This is a genomic window from Microbacterium sp. (genome assembly GCF_036566905.1).
In the GTDB taxonomy this organism is placed as follows: domain Bacteria; phylum Actinomycetota; class Actinomycetes; order Actinomycetales; family Microbacteriaceae; genus Microbacterium.
The window spans coordinates 1-19,123 of the sequence record NZ_DATCVK010000248.1; the positions used below are offsets into that span (position 1 = coordinate 1).

Below are 19,123 nucleotides of genomic sequence, written 5' to 3' on the forward strand. Positions count from 1 at the left end.
CGCCGACCTCGGCCGCATATCGCTGACGACGGTGACCGACACCGAGCTGCACGACATCCTGCACCGGCCGACCTTCGAGTTGCTGGGTCTGCCCGACCCAGGACCCGCCGTTTCTGCACCGTTCCACACCACCATCAAGGAGTCCGCGTCATGACCGCCCCCACCCCCGTCGTCCCGTCCGTCTACCTCTCCGCGGAGGAGGTTCTGCGCGGCGGGCTCCCGGACCGCATCTCGATGGAGCCGATCGTAGAAGGGACGCCGTTCGCAACCGAGCGCGTGCTCCTGGATAGCGTCGACGGCTTCTTCGCCGTGTGGGAGTGCGGCCCAGGCGTCTACCCGCGGGTGAAGGACCGCCGCGGTTCCTTCATGTACATCTTGTCGGGTGCCGGCACGATCACCGATCAGGAGGGGACCGTCCACCAGCTGACCGCTGACACCGTGCTGCTGCTGCCTTTTGGGTGGGTCGGCACCTGGACCATCACCGAGACGATCCGCAAGGTCTATCTGCACTCGACGCCGGTGGCGCCGCTCCGAGAGGACGTGCAGCCGTCGGTGTTCCTCGATGCCGAGACGGTGCTGCGTGGGGAATGGCCAGAGATCGTGCCAATGGACCCGATCGTGTCGGGTGCGCGCACCGCCAACGAGCTCACAGTGTTCGACGGGCCCGACGGGCTGGCCGCGATGTGGGAGTGCGAGCCGGGCATCTACCCGCGGGTGAAGGATCACCGCGGCTCTTTCATGTACATCATCTCCGGCGCCGGCACGATCACCGATCAGGACGGCACCGTCCACGAGCTCACGGCCGGAAGCGCCCTCGGCCTCCCGTACGGGTGGGTGGGCACATGGAACATCACCGAGACGATCCGCAAGTTCTACGTGCACACCTTCCCGGCACTCGGAGCATGACAGATGCGCGCGAAGCAGCCGGACGCACCTGATTCGATAGGGTTCCTCAATGACGACGCGTGGCGAATTGACCTCCGAGCACGGTGCAACCTCGATGCGCGAGTCGATCGCAGACGTGCTCCGGATGGAGATCGTCCAAGGCACTCTCGCGCCTGGAACGAAGCTGTCCGAAGGGCGCCTCGCCGAGCGGTTCGGGACGAGTCGGATGCCGGTGCGCGAGGCACTGCAGATGCTCGCCCGCGCGGACTTCGTCATCGTGGAGCAGCGCAGGGGCACGTTCGTGCGCGGGGTGTCGCAGCGCGAGATCGTGGACCTGTACGAGGTGCGCGAGGCCCTGGAAGGAATGGCCGCGCGGCTGTGCGCGACGCGAGCTTCCGAGGAGCTGCTGGACCGGCTCGACATGCTGATGCAGCGGATGGCCTCCGCTGTGGCCGCCGACGACTCCGCGGCTTACATCGAGGCGGACGAGCAGATGCACGGCCTCATCTTCGAGGGCAGCGCGAACTCACGCCTGATGGATCAGTACCGTCTGCTCTCGGATCACCTTCACCGCAATTACCTGTCGACCGTCGTGACCCGGCGACCCGGCAGGCTCTCCCGTTCGATGAGCGAACATCAGATCGTCGTCGAAGCCGTGCGGATGCGCGATGCGGACTCCGCGGAGCGTGCCATGCGGCACCACGTGACCCAGGGCCGGCAGGAGCTTGCCCAGCAGATGATGCAGACCAACCTCGACGGCTGACCGGTCTCCGGTCGGCCACTGACCCGATCGGACACCCATGAACACGAACGACCCCTACGCCCTCGTCACCCCTGCGCCGTCCTTCACCCTGCGCAGCGACGACCTGGTCGACGGCGGGGAGAAGCCGCTCGCTATGCGCGATCCGCACCTCGGCGGGAAGGATGCCTCTCCACACCTCACGTGGTCGGGCTTCCCGCCTGAGACGCAGAGCTTCGCGATCACCTGTTATGACCCTGACGCCCCGACCGGCATCGGTTTCATGCACTGGGCGACCGCGAACATCCCGGCGTCGGTCACCTCCGTGGCCACCGGCGCCGGCTCGCCCGATGGTGGCATGCCGGAAGGCACGCTCACGCTACCCAATGACGTGCGGGTCCGCGGCTATGTGGGCGCCAACCCGCCGGCCGGATCCGGCCGTCACCGCTACGTGTTCATCGTGCACGCCGTCGACGTGCCCCGGTTGGACATCGATCCCGATCTGACCCCCACGGTGCTGGGCTTCAACTTGCACTTCCACACTCTCGCCCGCGCGGTGCTGACCGTGTGGGTCGACGCCACCGCGTGACCCGCATCTGAACGGAGACCCTCATGACGACCACACAACGACACGCCGAAGTGGCCGGCGCCGGCTTCGCCGGGCTCACCGTCGCGATCGCCCTCGCCCGGCGCGGCTGGTCCGTGCGCGTACACGAGCAGTCCGACGAGGTCCGCGACTTCGGTGCGGGGATCCTCATCTGGCGCAACGCCATGATGTCGCTGGACGCGATCGGCCTCGCCGACCAGATCCGCGCACACGCGACAGAACCGACGTACTACGCAACGAGCCTGAACGGTGCCGAGCCGACCACTGAGCTGGGTGGCTACCCGTACTGGGCGATCACCCGGCCGCGACTGCACGCGATCATGGCCCACGCCGCCCGTGACGCGGGCGTCAAGATCGTCACTTCATCGCGAGCGGTCGGCGCCGACCCCGACGGGGTGCTCCGCCTCGAGGACGGATCCTCTTATCGCGCGGACCTGGTGGTCGGCGCGGACGGTGCCGGATCACTGGTGCGAAACTCGCTGCCGGCGTTCGTTCAGGAGAGAAAGAAGTACAAAGACGGTGTCGTACGCGTGCTCGTTCCGCGGTCACCGGAATTCGCCGGAGCCGAGTGGGACAGCGTCATCGACTACTGGACGCTCGAACCGGACGCGATGCGAATCCTGTACGTGCCGTGCGGTCCGGAGACGGTCTACATGGGCATGATGGCCGAGACCACGAACGAACGCGCGTCGCGCATCCCGATCGACCCCGTGGTGTGGTCCGAGCGGTTCCCGCATCTCGCGCCGCTCATCGTGTCGGCCGAGCACGCGGTTGGCCCGCGGCACGACGGCTACCAGACCAACAGGGTCGCTCCCTGGTCGACGGACCGCGTCGTGCTGGTGGGCGATTCGGCGCACGCGATGTGCCCGGCCCTCGGGCAGGGCGCGAGCGTCGGAATCGTCAACGCGGTCGCGCTCGCGCACACCCTCGACGAGTTCGATGACCTCTCCGAGGGCCTGCGGACGTGGGAGTCTCGCGAGCGGGCGATGACGGATGCGGCGCAGGCGCGCTCCGCCTACATGGCGGAGACGCGCACGCTCGCCAAGGGGGCCGGCTTCACCCCCGAGGTGATGGAGACCGCCAACTTCGTCTCCGTCGCCATCAGCCCGGAGATCGAGGCGCAGTATCCGGTGCCGGAGGTGAACCGCTCGTGGTGAGCGCACCCGCGTCGTTCGGTGTCGGTGACGTGGAGATCACGCGCATCCAGGAGTACGCGGGTCCGAGCGCTGCCCAGCCGTCGTCCCTGTTCCCGGACAGCGACCCAGAGTTCTGGACACGTCACGTCGACGAGCTCGCGCCGGACTTCCTCGACGCCGCCACCGGAACGCTGCGTTCGGTGCTGAATAGCTGGCTGATCCGTAGTCAGGGGCGGTTGATCCTGGTCGACACCGGAGCGGGCAACGGCAAAGAGCGCCCATACGCACCCGCGTACGCCCACCACAACACCGCGTATCTCGCGAATCTGCGAGCCGCCGGCGTGGAACCTGAGGACATCGACATCGTGATTAACACGCATTTGCACGTCGACCACGTGGGATGGAACACGCGCCTGGAGGGCCGCGAGTGGGTGCCGACATTCCCGCACGCTGAGTACCTGGCCACCGAGGCCGACTTCCGCTTCTGGGACCCGAAGTTAGTGCCCCGGCCGCAGGGCGACGGCAACCAGAACGTGTTCGAGGACAGTGTCGCTCCAGTCCACCGCGCTGGTCAGCTGCGTTTATGGGACGGCGCTCACCGCATCGATTCCGATCTTCAGCTGGAGGCTGCTCCCGGGCACACGCCGGGATCGTCCGTCCTGCGGGTCGAATCGGGAGGCTCCGGCGCCCTGTTCCTGGGCGACATCCTCCACTCTCCTGTGCAGCTGGCCGCACCGGATGTGAACAGCTGTTTCTGCGAAGACCCGGCGGGGGCGCGCGCGACGCGTCGCCGGCTACTCGGCGAGGCGGCCGACCGTCATCTCGTGATCGTCCCCGGCCACTTCGGTGGCCACTCGGCCTGCACCATCGGGCACGGCTCGCCGGATGGCGCGCCCCCCGACCCTTCGAACGCGCGCGCGTTCATCGTCAACGACTGGGCGGATCTCGCCCGTGTATGAGAGGACACCATCATGAACAACGAGCTTTTCGAAGCGGGGCTGCGTACTCGCCGTGCTGTGCTCGGCGACGCCTACGTCGACGCCTCGCTCGCTGCTGCCACCGACTTCTCGATGGACATGCAGCAGCTCGTCACGCAGTACTGCTGGGGCGACGTCTGGAACCGGCCAGGACTGAGCCGACGGGATCGCAGCCTTCTGAACCTCGGCATGATCAGCGCCCTGAACCGTCCGCACGAGTTTAAGACGCACGTGCGCGGCGCGATCAACAACGGCGTCACTCGCGACGAGATCAAGGAGGTGCTCCTGCAGGTGTCCGTCTACTGTGGCGCCCCCGCCGCCCTTGATGCATTCCGCCTCGCCGCAGAGGTGTTGTCGGCGATGGATGCGGAGCAGAGCGCGGGGCAGGCATGAGCGTTCCCGCGATCGGGTTCGTCGGTCTCGGCCGAATGGGCACCCCAATGGCGACACGTCTGGCGGCCGCCGGTTACGCGCTGCAGGTGGCCGATGCCGTTCCCGCCGCGGTGGCGGCATTCCTCGTCGCCCAGCCCGGTGCCGCGCTCCTGGACCTGTCGGAGCAAGATCCGCTGGACGAGCTGGACATCCTCATCGTGATGCTCCCGGACTCGAACATCGTGGAGGCGGTGCTGGAGGAGGGTGGACTGGCGGGGCGCCTGCGGCGCGGCGCGCTCGTCATCGATATGAGCTCCTCCGAGCCTCTGCGTACCACCTCGCTCGCCCAACGGCTGGGCGGGCTGGGCTTGCGGCTGATCGATGCGCCGGTGTCCGGCGGCGTGCGCGGCGCGATCGCCGGCACGCTCTCGACGATGGTCGGCGGCGCCGGTGCCGATCTTGACGAGGCGCGCCCGGTGCTGGAGCATCTCGCCGCCACCGTCATCCATGTCGGCGAGGTGGGCAGCGGCCATGCTGCGAAGGCGCTCAACAACCTCGTCTCGGCCACGACGGTGTCGGTGACCGTGGAGGCGCTGCAGACGGCGGCGCGGTTCGGGATCGACCCGGCCATGATGACCGAGGTACTCAACAGCTCCTCCGGGCGCACCAACACAAGCGAGCGCAAGGTGGCCGCGTTCATGCTGAGCGGCACCTTCGACTCCGGGTTCACTCTGCCGCTGATGTCCAAGGACGTGAGCATCGCGGTGGACCTCGCGCATCGCATCGGAACGCCGGGTGACGTATCCGACGCCGTCGCGCAGCAGTGGCGTGGCATCGCCTCGTTTGCCGCACGCGACGCGGACCACACCGAGATGTACCGACTGATTGGGGCTTCCGGCTCCGAGGAGAGGAGTGCTCGATCGTGAGTGTTCTGGAGCACTGGATCGATGGCCGGTCCACGCCGACCGTGGACGGGACGACCCGGGTGGGGACCGCGCCCGCCACCGGGGCAGAGGGCGCCACTGTGACGCTCGGCACGGCGGCAGACGTCGATCACGCTGTGCGCGCCGCGGATGCCGCGAAACACGGCTGGCGGCACATCGCCTCGACGGAGCGCGGGCGGATCCTCGCACGTGTGGCTGACGGCATCGTCGCCGCGATGGACGAGCTGGCTGCGGCGGAGATCGCCGACACTGGCAAGCCGGACGCGCTCGCGCGCGCTGAGATCCAGGGCGCGGCGGACTACTTCGAGTTCTACGCTTCGCTGGTGCATCTGCCCGCCGGCGACGTCCTGGACATCCGCCCGGACTTGCACGTATACACGTTGCGCGAACCGCTCGGCGTCATCGGCGTCATCACCCCATGGAACCTTCCACTGAACCAGGCCGCACGCGCCTGCGCCCCGGCACTGGCCGCCGGCAACACCGTCGTCGCCAAGCCCGCCGAGACCACATCGCGCGCGACTGTCGCGCTTGCGCGCATCGCCACGGAGGCGGGTGTCCCGGACGGTGTCTTCAACGTGGTGCTCGGACGCGGTGCCGAGGTGGGAACCGCCATCGTGCGGCATCCGCTGGTACGCAAGGTCGCCTTCACCGGCTCGGTGCCGACCGGGCAGGAGATCGGGCGCATCGCGTCCGAGCGCATCCTGCCGCTCACGCTCGAACTGGGTGGCAAGTCGGCAAACATCGTGTTCGACGACGCCGACCTTGCGTTCGCCGCGTCGGAGGCGGTGCGAGCATTCGCGACGAACGCCGGGCAGGTCTGCTCGTCCGGGACCCGGCTGCTCGTGCAGCGAGGCATCGAGACCGATCTCACCCGGGCGGTGATCGAAGCGACGCGCCAATACCGCCCGGGCGACACCCTCGGGCCGATGATCACGCGCGGCCAGTACGAGACGGTGCAGGAGTACTTCGAGGTAGCGGAGCAGGAGGGCGCCGTGCTGCGCACGGGCGGCGCCGTCGTCGACGCGGACGGCTTCTACATCGAGCCGACCGTCTACTCAGGGGTCACCAACGATATGCGGATCGCACGCGAGGAGATCTTCGGACCGGTGCTGGTGATCATCCCGTTCGATACCGAGGAGGAAGCGGTCGCCTTGGCCAACGACTCGGACTTCGGTCTCGTCGGCGGGGTCTTCACCGCCGACATCTCCCGCGCCTTCCGGGTCGCCGAGGCAATCGAGGCGGGGCAGGTGTATATCAACTCGTGGTCGACGCAGTCGGTGCAGATGCCGTTCGGCGGTCACAAGGCGAGCGGATACGGGCGGGAGAAGGGGATCGAGGCGCTCGCCCACTACTCCCACCTGAAGAGCATCAGCGTGCGCATCGCCCCCGGACGCTGAGCGCCCACTGCCCGGCACGAAGCGGGGCGCCCTCGCCAAGGGCGCCCCGCTTCGTTGTGTGCCAGCGGCTCAGCCGAAGCGGATCAGGTCGGCCGCCTTCTCCGCGATCATGACGGTGGCGGCGTTAGTGTTGGTCGACACGATCGCGGGCATGACCGAGGCATCCGCGATCCGCAGGCCGGCGACCCCCCTCACGCGTAGACGCGGATCCACCACCGCGGCGGCGTCCGAACCCATTCGGCACGACCCGCTGGCGTGGCCGTACGACTGCACAGCCCCCCGGACGAAGGCCGCGATCTGCGCGTCGGACGTACCGACCAGCGGATGCGACGCGGACCGATAGGGTGCGAACGCTTCGGTCTCGCTGAGGGCGAGTGCGACGCGAACCCCCGCCACAAGCGCCCGCAGATCCTCTTCGTCATCCAGGTAGCGGAAGTCGATGATCGCCTGCCCGTCGGCCCCGAGGGTGACCGTGCCCCGGCTGTGCGGGCGCATATGCCCGATCCCGAAGGTGTAGCCGTGCTTCGGCACCGTCTGCCAGGGGTTAGCGAACGGGACATGGATGAACACGATCTGCAGGTCGATTGAGGCGCGCCCGGGCTCACTGTGCAGCAACATGGTAACTTCACCGAGGTTCGCCTGGGCTGGGGCGATCTCCTCGTCCGCATGCATCGTCAACCCCGCCAGGATGATGTGGTCCTGGAGATCGCGGCCCACGCCTGGCACATTGCGCATGACCGGCACCCCCGCGGCCTCGAGGTCTTCGGCGGGGCCGATCCCCGAGCGCAGCAGGAGCAGCGGGGTGCCGATCGCGCCGGCAGCGAGCACGACCTCCCGCGTCGCCGAGATCGTGACCGTCTCCCCGTCGATGCGCGCGCGGACACCCGTGCAGCGGTTCGCGTCGAACAGGAGGCGCTGGACCTCGGCATCGGCGATCACCGTGAGGTTGGGCCGCTTCCGCGCGGGCGCTAAGTAGGCGCCAGCGGTACTCTCCCTCACGCCGTCGTGGATCATGAGGTCGTGCGCGGCGGCACCGCGGGGGGCGGGCCCGTTGAGATCTCCGCCGGAGGGGTACCCCAGCTCAGCCGCCGCCGCAAGGTAGGCCTGCGACAACGGGTGCAGGTTCTGCGACGGACGCGGATGCAGCGGCCCGCCGCGACCCCGCCAACGCGCGTCGCCGTGCGGGGCATCCTCAGAGCGTCGGAAGTAGGGCAGCACGGAGGCATAGTCCCATCCCGTGCATCCGAGGTACGCCCAGGTGTCGAAGTCCTCAGGCACACCGCGCAGGAACGCCATCGCATTGGTGGTGCCGGTCCCCCCGACCGCCCGACCCCGGGGCACGGCGTGCGCATGCCCCGTGCCAGCCTGCACGACGGTCTCGTAGTCCCAGTCGACGTCGGTCTTCTGCAGCGCCGGCCATGTCCATGTGGTGTCGATGCGTTCGCTGCGCTCATCCGGACCCGCCTCCAGGAGGATGACCCGCACCTCCGGGTCCTCGGTAAGGCGCGCCGCCAGAACGCTGCCCGCGGTGCCAGCGCCGACGATCACGATATCCGCGCTGCGGCGACCGTCGGGAGCTGGTACCGGTGAGCCCTTGCTCACAGGGCCACCACCACCGACTTTGTCTCGAGATACTCGTCGAGCGTCTCACGGGCGGTCTCGCGTCCCCAGCCGGACTCTTTCACGCCGCCGAACGGCATGGCCGAGTCGGCGGCCTGGTAGCAGTTGATCCAGACCTGGCCGGACTCAATGGCGGAGGCCATGCGGTGCCCGCGGGAGATGTCGCGGGTCCAGACGCCGGCGCCAAGCCCGAAGCGGGTGTTGTTGGCGAGCGCGACGACCTCCTCCTCGGTGTCGAACGGTACCGCGGAGACGACAGGCCCGAAGATCTCCTCGTGCATGATGCGGGCGTCGCTCCGCGCGCCGACCATCACGGTGGGCTGCGCGAAGTATCCGGAATCTCCCCAGCCGGCACCGCCGGTCACGACCTGCGCGCCCTCGTCGCGGCCGATCTGGATGTATGACAGCACCCGCGCCAGATGCTCTGCGGAGATGAGCGGGCCCATCTGCGTCTCGGGGTCGGTGCCACGGCCCAGCTTGATGCCGGCGGCATGGTCGGAGAGGCGGCGCACAACCTCGTCAAACACGCCGCGCTGCACGTACAGGCGCGACCCGGCGATGCAGCTCTCGCCCTGCGTGGCGAACGCGGCCGCGGCGGCGCCCGCGACGACCGCATCCAGGTCGGCGTCGTCGAACACGATGTTGGGGGACTTCCCGCCCAACTCGAGCGACACCCGCTTGAGGTTGTCGGCCGCGGCGCGCACGATCGCCTTGCCGGTCGCGACGGAGCCGGTGAAGGTCACCTTGTCGACGTCGCGGTGGTCAACGAGTGCGGCGCCGGCGCTCTCACCCAGGCCCGTGACGTAATTGACGACGCCCCGCGGGATGCCTGCCTGCTCGGCGAGCTCGGCCAGGAGCGCGATCGAGAGCGGAGTCTGCTCGGCGGGCTTAAGCACGATCGTGCATCCGGTCGCCAGCGCTGGCGCGAGCTTCTTGACCGCCATCAGCAGGGGGAGGTTCCAGGGCACGATCGCGGCCACGACCCCGACCGGCTCACGCAGCGTGTACGCGTGGAACTTCCCGCCGAAGCTTGCGGGGTACGAGATCGGGATCGTGTCACCGGTGATCTTCGTCGTCCACCCGGCGTAATAGCGCAGCACGTCCACGGAGAAGGGGATGTCGAAGAACCGCATCTCGTTAATCGGCTTGCCGCTGTCGATGGAGTCGACGAGCGCGAACCTCTCGGCATTCTCCTCAACCAGATCGGCGAGCTTCCAGATCACCTTGCCGCGCGCCTGCGGAGTCATGGTGCGCCACACGCCTGTGGGATCGAACGCTCGCCGTGCTGCCGCAACAGCCCGGTCGACGTCGGCCGCGCCGCCCGCGGGCACGCGAGCGATGACGGTGCCGTCGGCGGGATCGTAGACAGGAAAAGTGGAGCCGTCCAGCGCCTCCACCCATTCGCCGTCGATGTACATGCGCTCGGCCAGACGGATGTCGGCGCCAGCAGGGGATGTGGAGGTCGCGGTTACCATGGGGCTCCTTAGGACAGCTTTGTCTGGGATACTAGATGCCGAGTTGTACGCCGATGTATTGCGGACGTTTCCGGCAGATGAATCATCTCATTATAGGTTCTGGTATGGCAGATACCACGCGCTCGCCTCCTTCTCCGATGGCCTGCGGCATCGGATTCACCGTTGGTGAGAAGCCTTGCGGTGCTGGGGGTTGGCCAACGCGGTGATGCCCGTGAGCTGAGCTGTTTATCTCGTCGGGCCAGCTCGCGTCGGCAGAGGGCTCGCCAACGCGGGCCTAGCAGCGCCTTGACGCGCCGCGTCCTCCGCTCGTCGGGCATCCGCTGTCAGTGCCAGCCGGACCCGCCGTTCCGTTTCGGCCGCCGCGACCAACTGTGTGTGCTGACGATGGATGGCGATCAGATCCGCGTAGTCCGCTGAGCGCGCGTCGTACTGACCAATGAGCTGGCGGCGAGAGGCAGCGAGGGTGTCGGCGCGGCGTTCGACGCGGGCGTGGTCGCTGGCGTTACTAGCGGCGATGCGAGCGTCCAGCTCGAGGAGGGTGTTTCGGGTGCGGTGGAGCCACTCGCGGGTGTTCTCGAGCTGCTGGTGAAGTTCGCGTTCGCGTTCTCGCCGCACGCGGGCGACGCGGTCGATGTCGAGTTCGTGGCCGAGCGGTCGGCGGGTCCTGTCGGTCCAGGGTGCCGGTGGCGCGCTCCCCCGTTCCGGGGTGCGCGCGGCTCGGCCGAGTTCGGTGCGGGCGGCGCGGGCGGCGTCGTCGATGCTCACCTCGGGGATGCCACGGAGCATGCTGTCCGCGATCCGGTCCCTCGCGGCGGCGTCAGTCTGGGCGATGGCGATGACCTCGTTGTGCATCCGGCCGCGGGTCATCCCGACATACAACCCGGATGCATCCACGCCGGGTCCGACGATCGACGCATCGGTAGTCTCGCCCTGGATGCCGTGGACCGTGGACGCGTAGGCGAGGTGCACGTGCTGGACGGCATACTCGTGGTTCACGGTGCGATGGTCGCCACTGTCGCTGAGGCTGGCCAGTTCGACACCGGTCGGGGTGATGCGGCGGATTGTCCAGAGGGCACGGTTCTCGACATCCGCGTGCGTGTCGTTGCGGCGGGTCTGGACAATATCGCCCTCGAGGAGGCGCTGCTCGTCCTGCCCGACGGCGATCCGAGTGAGGGCGAGGTGGCCGTCGTCGACCCGGCGCTGCTGGATGGCCTCGTTGATCGCGTCAGCCTCTTCGTTGGTGCTGGTCACCAGCGCGACTCGGCCGTGGCCGGCGGTCCATCGGAAGTAGGCCTCAACCATCACTTCGCGAGCCTGGGTGTGATCGGCGACCTGGTGAATCAACCCACGGCCGTGCAGCTCCTCCGCCACCGCCAGCGCGGCTTCCTTGGAGCCGGGTTCGCGCATTCGCAGCGTTAACGCGGCGTAGTCGGGGTCGTGGAAGCGGTGCACCGCGGTCAGTTCGATGACGGCGGTGGCTCGCCGGGTCATGGCCGCCATGGCGCCGGAGTGTCCAACCGGGCGGGCCTGGAGATGGTCGCCGATCATTGCGATGCCGGCACCGGTCTCGCTGGCGACGGTCGCCAGCGCGTTCGCGGTGTGCAGGTCAACCATTCCGGCCTCGTCCACCACCACTCGGTCGCCGGCGGTCAGCGGGAATCGGCGCGGCCCCTCGTAGATCCTTCCGGTGGCGTGATCGAGATCGCCCGGCGCCAGGCGAGACCAGGTCTCAGCGCCGGCGACGTCGCGGGTCCACCGGAACCCGTGGTCAGCGAGCAGGGCATGCAGGCTGGATGCCGCGGCGCCGAGCTCACGCCCCGCGACCGACGCCGCCTTCTTCGTCGGGGCGACCACGACCATCCGCTGCCCCCGCCGGAACAGGGCGCTCCTCGCAACCCGCAGCATCGTCGTCTTGCCCGCTCCCGCCGGGCCCGTCACCGACACCAGCCGATCGGTACCCGCGATCGCCGCCGCCGCAGCCACCTGCCGTTCGTCCAGCTCGACCGTTTCGGCGAGAACCTCGTCGCAGGCTGCCACGACCGTCGCGGCGTCGACCGGCTCGCCGGCGTAGGCGAGGGCGTCGAACCGCGCCGCAAGCTCGAGCTTCAGCGCCGCCGTCGACGATGCCATGTACGCCTTCACGTGGGCGGGCCGCTCGGCCTCGTCGGGCAGCAGATCCACCGTCAGCTCGAGCGCCCGATGGGTGACCTCGGCAATCACCGGTTCCAAGTCGGCCCGCGGAGCGACGACCCCGGAGTCGGCGACCGCGCGCGTCGCGCCGGCCCGGATATCGAACACGCTGAAACGGCCCCCGCAGCATGCCGATCGGGCATCCGCTTCCACGGTCGCCCGTGCCGCCAGAAACTCGAAGTCAAGATCCGCGATGGCCGGCCCGTGCACCGGCACCACGGATCGAGGCCGCAGCACAGCGGGGTCGATGGCCGCGAGCTCCTCGGCGATGAGCTGTTCCCACGCGGTCTCATCGACCTCGCCGGGCTTGTCGGGGCGCGCTTTCGCCCACGCCAGCCGGTCGATTTGATGCAGCTGGTCAGGGCTCGGCTCCTGCCCCGGATGCTCGGCTCGCCATGCCGCGAGCAGCATCGCCCGGTTCGCTTCGATCTGCGTCGACCGGCGTGACAGCGGCCGCACCGCGTGCGCAAGTTCCGCAATCTCCCCCTCGGCGTTCAGGGTGAACCCATGTCTCGCCAACGCCCGCCGCCACCACGGGTCGGTGCGGGCGGCGAGATCCCCCTCCGCGTTGACCAGAGTGTGCATCTTCATTGCCACCCGGGAGTCCACGTTGGACCAGTTCCCGTCCTCCCCCTGCACCTTCACGTTCAGCCACAGGTGCCGATGGACGTGCGGGTCCAGCGCCCGGGACCGGCGGTGCCGAAGTTCGACGACCTCGATCCGCTGCAGCGATTCACGGATGCGGCCACCGGCACCGCGGCGGGCGTTGAGTTCGCGCTGCCACGTCGTGATGATTCGATCCCTCAGTCGGTCCTGCAGCGCTTCGAACTCGCACGCCAGCTCGGGGTGGATCAGGGCGGCGATGCTGTACGACTTCGGCGCGTTGATCGTGCCGTCCAAGATCAGGTCCGCGTCCGCCGAGCTCAGGTCACGACCGCGCCTCTCATCCGTCTCCGGATCCCGACCGTCGATCCAGCGCCGCAGCGCGACCTCGTCCAGGGTGTCCGTCGAGATGACGCCGGCATCGACGATGAATCGGGGCACGCCGGCGAGCCCGACACCACCGTATGCGGCGAGCGCGTCAGTACCCGCCGACCGAAGATGCGAGTCACAGGATCCCTGGAACGCGTAGCCGATCGCCTGTCGAACCCCCTGAGCTCCGACACCCCGTTTCCAGCGCTCCAGACCTCCGCGCACAAGCCCAGCGTATCGGCAAACTGCTTAACTCGAAACGAGTTCCACAGAAAGTGCCTGCGTGCATCGCTGTCTCGATCGAGCGTAGGTCGAGATCGAGTGCTCGGTGCGGGTAGGTTCCGGGTCGCGGTAGCGAGTTGGTGAGCCGTGTCGCGCGGTCAGGCGCTCAGAAGCTCGATTCGCCGCTGTGGGCTACGAGCGTGCGGTCGATCAATTGGCGATTCATCTATCGCACTCACTTCGTGTGACGCTGCGATTTGATCCTCGATTAGGTGCGAGATGGCGTCGCTCAACAAGCGATAGCTCTGAGGCGGCTCTAGACCCCACGCCCGCAGTTGCGCCAAACCGATCGGCGCCGGGAATCGATGCGGCTCGGCGACCTCGATGAGGGTGCCGTGCCGCTGGCCGCGAAGGTAGTCAAGTATCTCCGCAGATGACAGTGTGGTTGCCCGCCGCCGTCGGCGCGCAACGAGCCACGCTGGCATGGTGTCGACCGAGCCAATCGAGAAGGACCCGACCAACTGGCAAACAGGGCTCGACGCATAGACGAAAACCTTGCTGCCGGCCGGCCGAGCCGAGAATCGGCGCCTAAGCTCGTGCGACTTCTGACCCGCGAGTATCGCTTCCGCGTACCGTGGCCGGATCGACATGAGGATGGCACCCGTCATCGGGTCTCCAGAGGCTGATGATGCGCGTTCATGAGTGACCGAAATAGTTCCGATGGGATGGGCCTCGGCGAGACAAATTCTGCCGCGACCCTGTGCGGCTTCGCGTACTGGCGAAAGGATGCCAGCGACACCGGCCGCTGAAGAACCTCCGTGTCCTCGATCTCGAGGACAGTCACGCGTCCACGACCATCCGCTGCCGCCTCCACCTGCGATCGCTTGTAGACGCCCATCCCGCTGAACTTGCGGTGCGCTTCTTCGGCACTCATGGTCTGGCTTGCGACAGCGACGGAGATCGCGAAGAACTTCTGAACGATATTGGTTCCCTCAGTTGAGGCGTACCAGAGAATTCGCCCCGGCAGCGATCGGAACGGGTTGCTTCGGCCACTGCGGTAGTACACATGGCGCCGAGACAAGCCGAGCGCTCTGCGTTGTTGCAGCAGGTTGGGCGGGTAACCGAACAATTCCATCGCCGCCGACGGCCTGATCGGAACGACGTAGCAAGCCATGCTTTCGTCCCAGATCTTGATCGGCCAATGTCGCCACTCGAGCGCGCGAGACACCGACTCGCCAGCCTGCGTAGATCCCACGCGATCCAGCAACACTTGCAACTCCGAATCATGCGGAAGCTCGCCGGCAGTGACGTGCCGGCCTATGGGGCGGGCCGAGTACAAGCCGTCCTCGTCTCGAAAGAACCCGTCCTCGCGCAGCGCTCCGACAATCTTTCGAGGAAGCCGCTTGTCAGTGATCGCTACGCGTTGGAGCCCCAGCTCCAATGCGTCCAGTCTGAGTTGACGCGCGAGCTGAAGGGCGATCGAGGAATCGTGAGCAGAGGAAGCGACGCGCATGATCGGAACTTGCAACTCATCATTTCGGGGTCGCACCGCGAGCAAGGCAACAGCTCCGCGGTCTTCGATCAGCACCTTCGCCTCGCCGGCGGCCAGTGCAGCCCTCAGCGAGGGGCGGAATTCCTTCGCTCGCTCGCCTTCCGCGAAGCACAGGAACGCCTGCTCCAACTGCTCGTCTGAGAAGTCCCGAGCATCATGCCAACGCAGATCGATGTGCTCGAATACCCCGGGAGCGTAGGTTTGCAGGACGCCGGACGACTCGAGAACATCGGCAATCAACTCATGCGGCCGGACTATCGCGACCCCGAACCGATCCTTGATGGAGCCGCGCGCTGCAAGCACTCCTTCGTCGTTTGTTATGAAGTACTGCGCGTCGGCCCGGACGGCGTCGGCGAGGTGCTTGGCGTCATTTTCCAGACTGGGATCGCGCGCTACCGCTCTCCCGCCGAACGAGGCGACAAGCTCGCGTTCGATCGATGTGTCGTGGGGTCGGGTAGTGGGTAGGCGAACCCAGCCCTGTGCCCCCGCAATCTGACGCACCCTCTCACTGGCGTCTTCGTTGTCGTTGAGTTCGTGGTCGAGTTGAACCGACACGGCAAACGTCACCTCCTCGGCGACCCAGTCCGCCATGAGCCCCTGCGACGCGGCCCGATCAGGCCGCTGAACCTCAGCAGAGGAGTAGAGGTCGATAACGATGTTCGAGTCAAGCACTGCCAGCGGCTTAGTCGACTCCAGGGCGCTCGACAACAGGAGATCCGGGGCTCCAAGAGGGCGGGTCCAGAGCGTAAGGGGCAGTCCTTGCGCGTTTCTTCCGGCTGCCTCCGAGGAGGGCGACAGGCCAGCTTCTGCCCAGAACCGGTTGAGCCCGTAGTCGCGTCGACAACGCGCAATGATTCCCGTCGCGGACGGATTGTCAGCGATCGCCTGATCGATAAGCTCACGACCAAGCCCACGTCCGCGCGCCGCTCCCGACACACACACGTGTGTCAGCCGAATAACAGACCGCGTGACGCGGTACAGGACATAGCCGAGGACCACGGTGTCCTCAAGCGCAATCAGCAACTGGCCCTTGTTCCCGGCGTCCCTGAAGACGGCGTCCGGGAGAAATCCCAATGTTTGTCGGTGCTGCTTGGCGAGGTGGATCACGAGCCGTAGCTGCGATTCGGCGTCAGGAGCGCCTGGCTCCCACCGCCGGATCTCCGTGCTGTCACTCATGATCTCATCGTGGCCTAGTTGCACGTGTATCCAGTGACACGACTTTCGTGACACTCCTACCTTCATTTCGAACTGCGTGCGTCGCTGCAAGGGCGAGCGCGGATTCTTGGCGCAGGGTGCCGGGTGTCTGCGATCAGGACCGGCCCACCGCAGCAGTGCGCCCGAGATACGTTCCGGTCCACGGTGCGAACAGCGGTTCCGGCGCGTCGTGGAGCATCTCGAGAGCGGTCGACCGTTCACCAACCCACGCCGCCACGTCGCTGTCGAGCAAGCGGAACATCGAGTCGACTCGTTGAAGTTGTCGCACCAGCCCCGTCGTTCGGCTGAATACCGGCTCCCAGTGAGCGAGACGGTTGCGAAAAGCGTTCAGCTTCTCGACCTCATCGTGAATCTGCCCGCGGGCGCGGGGAGCGAATATCGGGCTCAGTACTGGCGTCCAGATCGTCGATTCCCGCTCGGCCCGGGTAAGCGCGCACCAAAACCCGAACGTGAGGTTCGCAACCACGTGCCCGTGGGTGCGGGTACCCCTACGCGCCATCTCAATCGCGGTCCGCGACTTCTGGTTCGTCCGTCGCTGCTTGATCCGGGCAGCCTCAAGACCCCGCTCGATCTTCCACAGAGAATCGGTTGGTGAGGTCCAACCTGGGAAGGCAGCACTCAGCGCAAGGTCGTACCGATTTCGGAGCAAGACCTCGAGATGCCCTGCGTCGTGCAGCAGAACGGCGGTGATGCTTGCGTTCCACTCGTACAGCCGGAGCGCTCGCCCTTGATCGTTCTCGGCTGCGGCCAGGTACACTCCTAGCCGTCCCGCGGACAGGAACTTCTCCGAAGTCGCTGAGTCGAGGGTGGCATCGGGCACGGACTAGATCCTATTGATAGCGCTGATGCCCTCAAGGCGGACACGTGGCATAATAGTCACGTTCCAGTGGCGAACTCAGTCCTCTGGCTTCGATTCGAAGCTAGGCAACACTTGGATTAAGAATTGGTGGCCGTGACCCGATGAGGGTCACGGCCATCTTCGTTGGCACCGGATATCAGGCCGTGGACTCGGCGGCCTGGCACCGGACGAGCCTGCGTCATCGCTGTTCACGAAGTTGCACGCCCACCGGCGTCCACAGACGTTCGAGGCGATCTCGGCCGCGAGTCCGCAGAAAGTCCACAGAATCCCCGTTCCAGCACTCCCGCCGGCATCCGCGTCCAATCGCAGATCCGCGGAATTCCGCGGATCTCCCCCACGCCCCATCCTGCTCAATCCACCCGATGCCGTTCGTCATCAGCTGGGATGACCCACGAGGGCGGAGATGACGGCTGCCGTGGCAGGGGCGGCGAACGAAGACCCGAAGGCGACAGCGGAGCACCCGGCCTCGAGGAACGCGAGAGCGTTGCCGGCATCAACGCCTCCGGTCGCGACGAACTTCGCTGACGGGAATGGGCCGCGCATGGCCCTGATCCAGTCCGGGGTGAGCAGAGATGCGGGGAAGGCCTTCAGGAAGTTGCAACCGCCTGCGAGGGCCGTCGCCACATCGGTCGCCGTCCCCACCCCCGGAAGATGTGGGATTCCGGCGGATGCCGCGAGGGCAATGATCTCGCGATCGGTCGCGGCCGCGACGGTGAACGCCGCGCCGGCGTCCACGGCCACGCGAAACTGATCGACGCTGTGGATGCTGCCCGCACCGACCAATTCGCCACGGGCGGTCGCGGCGGCCGTAGCGGCCTGCAACGCGGGAACCGCGGACGCCGATGCGATCGGCACCTCTACAAGGCGCACGCCGAGGTCCCACGCCAGGTGGCAGAGCTCGACGGTGCGGTCCGGGGACTCGCGGCGCAGGATGACCACGACCGGCGCGCGTGAAGTCATCTCCTCGAAGAAGTCGCTCATCGCAGTGTCGCTCCTGAGGACTCGATCAGGTCGGGAGTGATGGTGTCTGACATCGACCTCAGCGCGACCGCCGCCGCAGCGTGCCCGCGGGTGAGCCGTTCGCCTGCGTCGGCCGAGTCCAGGAAGCCGCCGAGCCATCCTGAGGCGAACGCGTCCCCTGCACCCACAGGCTCGAGCACGTCTACCGAGAGCGCGGGCACCACCACGGTGTCGCTGGTCGTGATCTCCGTCGCATCGAGGTCAGCATCCTTCACGATGAGGTGGCTCGGGCCGGCCTCGCCTATCGAGAAGAGGTCTGCGAGACCTGCTTTCTCGACGCCCCACACGGCGCGAGCCTCGTCGGCGCCGACGAAGACGACATCGGACTGCCGCGCGAGTGCGAGCAGCTGATCGGCGGTGTCGCTTCCCGCCAGGGAGGAGCGATAGTTGACGTCGAAGCTCACCACTGCATCAGCGAACGCGCGCTGCACCACCACCGAGTCGACGAGCGCGCGGGGGCCCGGACCGAGTTGCGACGTGATGCCCGAGACGTGCACGACACGAGGTCGCGATGCCTGGGCCCACGACCTCGCCTGCTCCACTCCCATGAGACTCGCCGCGGACCCGTCCCGGTAATAGATGACGCTCGTCGCGTCCCCGCCCGGATCCTTGAAGAACACGCCCGTGCGGCCCGTCCCCACGCCGACCAGCGAGACGTCCACGCCCGAAGAGGCGATGTGGTCCCGCAAGATCTCGCCGAATCGATCGGGCCCGATCAGACTCGCCCACGCGGAGGAGAAGCCAAGCGCGGCAAGATCCATGGCGACGTTCGACTCGGCGCCGGCAACGTGCAAGGTCAGTGTCGCCCCGAGCGCGAGCGGAGTCGGCACGGTGGGCGCCACGAGCAGCATCGACTCCCCTATGCACAGAACGTCGGGAGTAAGAACGGGACCTGTCACGGTACGAGTTTCCAGTCGTTGTATGAATCACTGTCTTGGCGA

The 19,123-nt window shown here is 67.3% G+C and carries 15 protein-coding genes; 8 read left to right on the forward strand and 7 right to left on the reverse strand.

The genetic code is table 11. The annotated features are described in order from the left end of the window. Positions 1–150: 150 nt before the first annotated feature. From VIP82_RS22485 to VIP82_RS22520, 8 genes are read left to right on the forward strand one after another with little or no spacing between them, the layout of a single operon-like run. Positions 151–906 carry a cupin domain-containing protein gene (locus VIP82_RS22485; protein WP_331912776.1) on the forward strand — a complete coding sequence of 252 codons (756 nt, stop codon included), beginning with the start codon at positions 151–153 and terminating at the stop codon, positions 904–906. A 49-nt stretch (positions 907–955) separates the two neighbouring features. Then, the gene (locus tag VIP82_RS22490) at positions 956–1,648 is read left to right on the forward strand and encodes a GntR family transcriptional regulator (protein WP_310244907.1); all 693 of its coding nucleotides are present in this window, start codon (positions 956–958) and stop codon (positions 1,646–1,648) included. 37 nt (positions 1,649–1,685) lie between these two features. Next, positions 1,686–2,213 carry a YbhB/YbcL family Raf kinase inhibitor-like protein gene (locus VIP82_RS22495; protein ID WP_310244906.1) on the forward strand — a complete coding sequence of 176 codons (528 nt, stop codon included), beginning with the start codon at positions 1,686–1,688 and terminating at the stop codon, positions 2,211–2,213. 23 nt (positions 2,214–2,236) lie between these two features. Further along, positions 2,237–3,388: an FAD-dependent oxidoreductase gene (locus tag VIP82_RS22500; protein ID WP_331912778.1), complete on the forward strand. Its 1,152-nt coding sequence runs from the start codon at positions 2,237–2,239 to the stop codon at positions 3,386–3,388. Next, positions 3,382–4,326 (forward strand): MBL fold metallo-hydrolase, encoded by a 945-nt coding sequence (locus VIP82_RS22505; RefSeq protein WP_331912780.1) that lies wholly within the window; start codon positions 3,382–3,384, stop codon positions 4,324–4,326. The genes VIP82_RS22500 and VIP82_RS22505 overlap by 7 nt, the downstream gene beginning before the upstream one ends. Positions 4,327–4,338: 12 nt before the next feature. Further along, the gene (gene pcaC, locus VIP82_RS22510) at positions 4,339–4,737 is read left to right on the forward strand and encodes a 4-carboxymuconolactone decarboxylase (protein ID WP_310244900.1); all 399 of its coding nucleotides are present in this window, start codon (positions 4,339–4,341) and stop codon (positions 4,735–4,737) included. Beyond that, on the forward strand, positions 4,734–5,642 hold the full coding sequence (locus tag VIP82_RS22515) for an NAD(P)-dependent oxidoreductase (protein WP_331912782.1): 909 nt from the start codon (positions 4,734–4,736) through the stop codon (positions 5,640–5,642). The genes pcaC and VIP82_RS22515 overlap by 4 nt, the downstream gene beginning before the upstream one ends. Beyond that, a complete protein-coding gene (locus VIP82_RS22520; RefSeq protein ID WP_331912784.1) occupies positions 5,639–7,057 on the forward strand; it encodes an aldehyde dehydrogenase family protein in 1,419 nt (472 codons plus the stop codon). Before VIP82_RS22515 ends, VIP82_RS22520 begins: the two co-directional genes overlap by 4 nt. A gap of 69 nt (positions 7,058–7,126) precedes the next feature. Here the strand turns inward: VIP82_RS22520 and VIP82_RS22525 are convergent, their stop codons facing one another. From VIP82_RS22525 to VIP82_RS22555, 7 genes are all read right to left on the reverse strand, one after another. Further along, positions 7,127–8,605 (reverse strand): GMC family oxidoreductase, encoded by a 1,479-nt coding sequence (locus VIP82_RS22525; protein ID WP_331912786.1) that lies wholly within the window; start codon positions 8,603–8,605, stop codon positions 7,127–7,129. A gap of 50 nt (positions 8,606–8,655) precedes the next feature. Further along, positions 8,656–10,152, reverse strand: a complete 1,497-nt coding sequence (locus VIP82_RS22530) for an aldehyde dehydrogenase family protein (RefSeq protein ID WP_331912788.1) — start codon at positions 10,150–10,152, stop codon at positions 8,656–8,658. Positions 10,153–10,377: 225 nt separating this feature from the next. Continuing rightward, the gene (locus tag VIP82_RS22535; protein ID WP_331912790.1) at positions 10,378–13,386 is read right to left on the reverse strand and encodes an AAA family ATPase; all 3,009 of its coding nucleotides are present in this window, start codon (positions 13,384–13,386) and stop codon (positions 10,378–10,380) included. Between the two features lie 814 nt (positions 13,387–14,200). Then, positions 14,201–16,264, reverse strand: coding sequence for a GNAT family N-acetyltransferase (locus VIP82_RS22540; protein WP_331912792.1), 2,064 nt, complete (start codon positions 16,262–16,264; stop codon positions 14,201–14,203). Positions 16,265–16,397: 133 nt separating this feature from the next. Continuing rightward, positions 16,398–17,123: a hypothetical protein gene (locus VIP82_RS22545; RefSeq protein ID WP_331912794.1), complete on the reverse strand. Its 726-nt coding sequence runs from the start codon at positions 17,121–17,123 to the stop codon at positions 16,398–16,400. A 414-nt stretch (positions 17,124–17,537) separates the two neighbouring features. After that, positions 17,538–18,143: a bifunctional 4-hydroxy-2-oxoglutarate aldolase/2-dehydro-3-deoxy-phosphogluconate aldolase gene (locus tag VIP82_RS22550; RefSeq protein WP_331912796.1), complete on the reverse strand. Its 606-nt coding sequence runs from the start codon at positions 18,141–18,143 to the stop codon at positions 17,538–17,540. Continuing rightward, entirely contained in the window at positions 18,140–19,081 is a 942-nt protein-coding gene (locus VIP82_RS22555) for a sugar kinase (RefSeq protein WP_331912798.1), read from the reverse strand. Before VIP82_RS22555 ends, VIP82_RS22550 begins: the two co-directional genes overlap by 4 nt. Between the last annotated feature and the right edge of the window lie 42 nt (positions 19,082–19,123).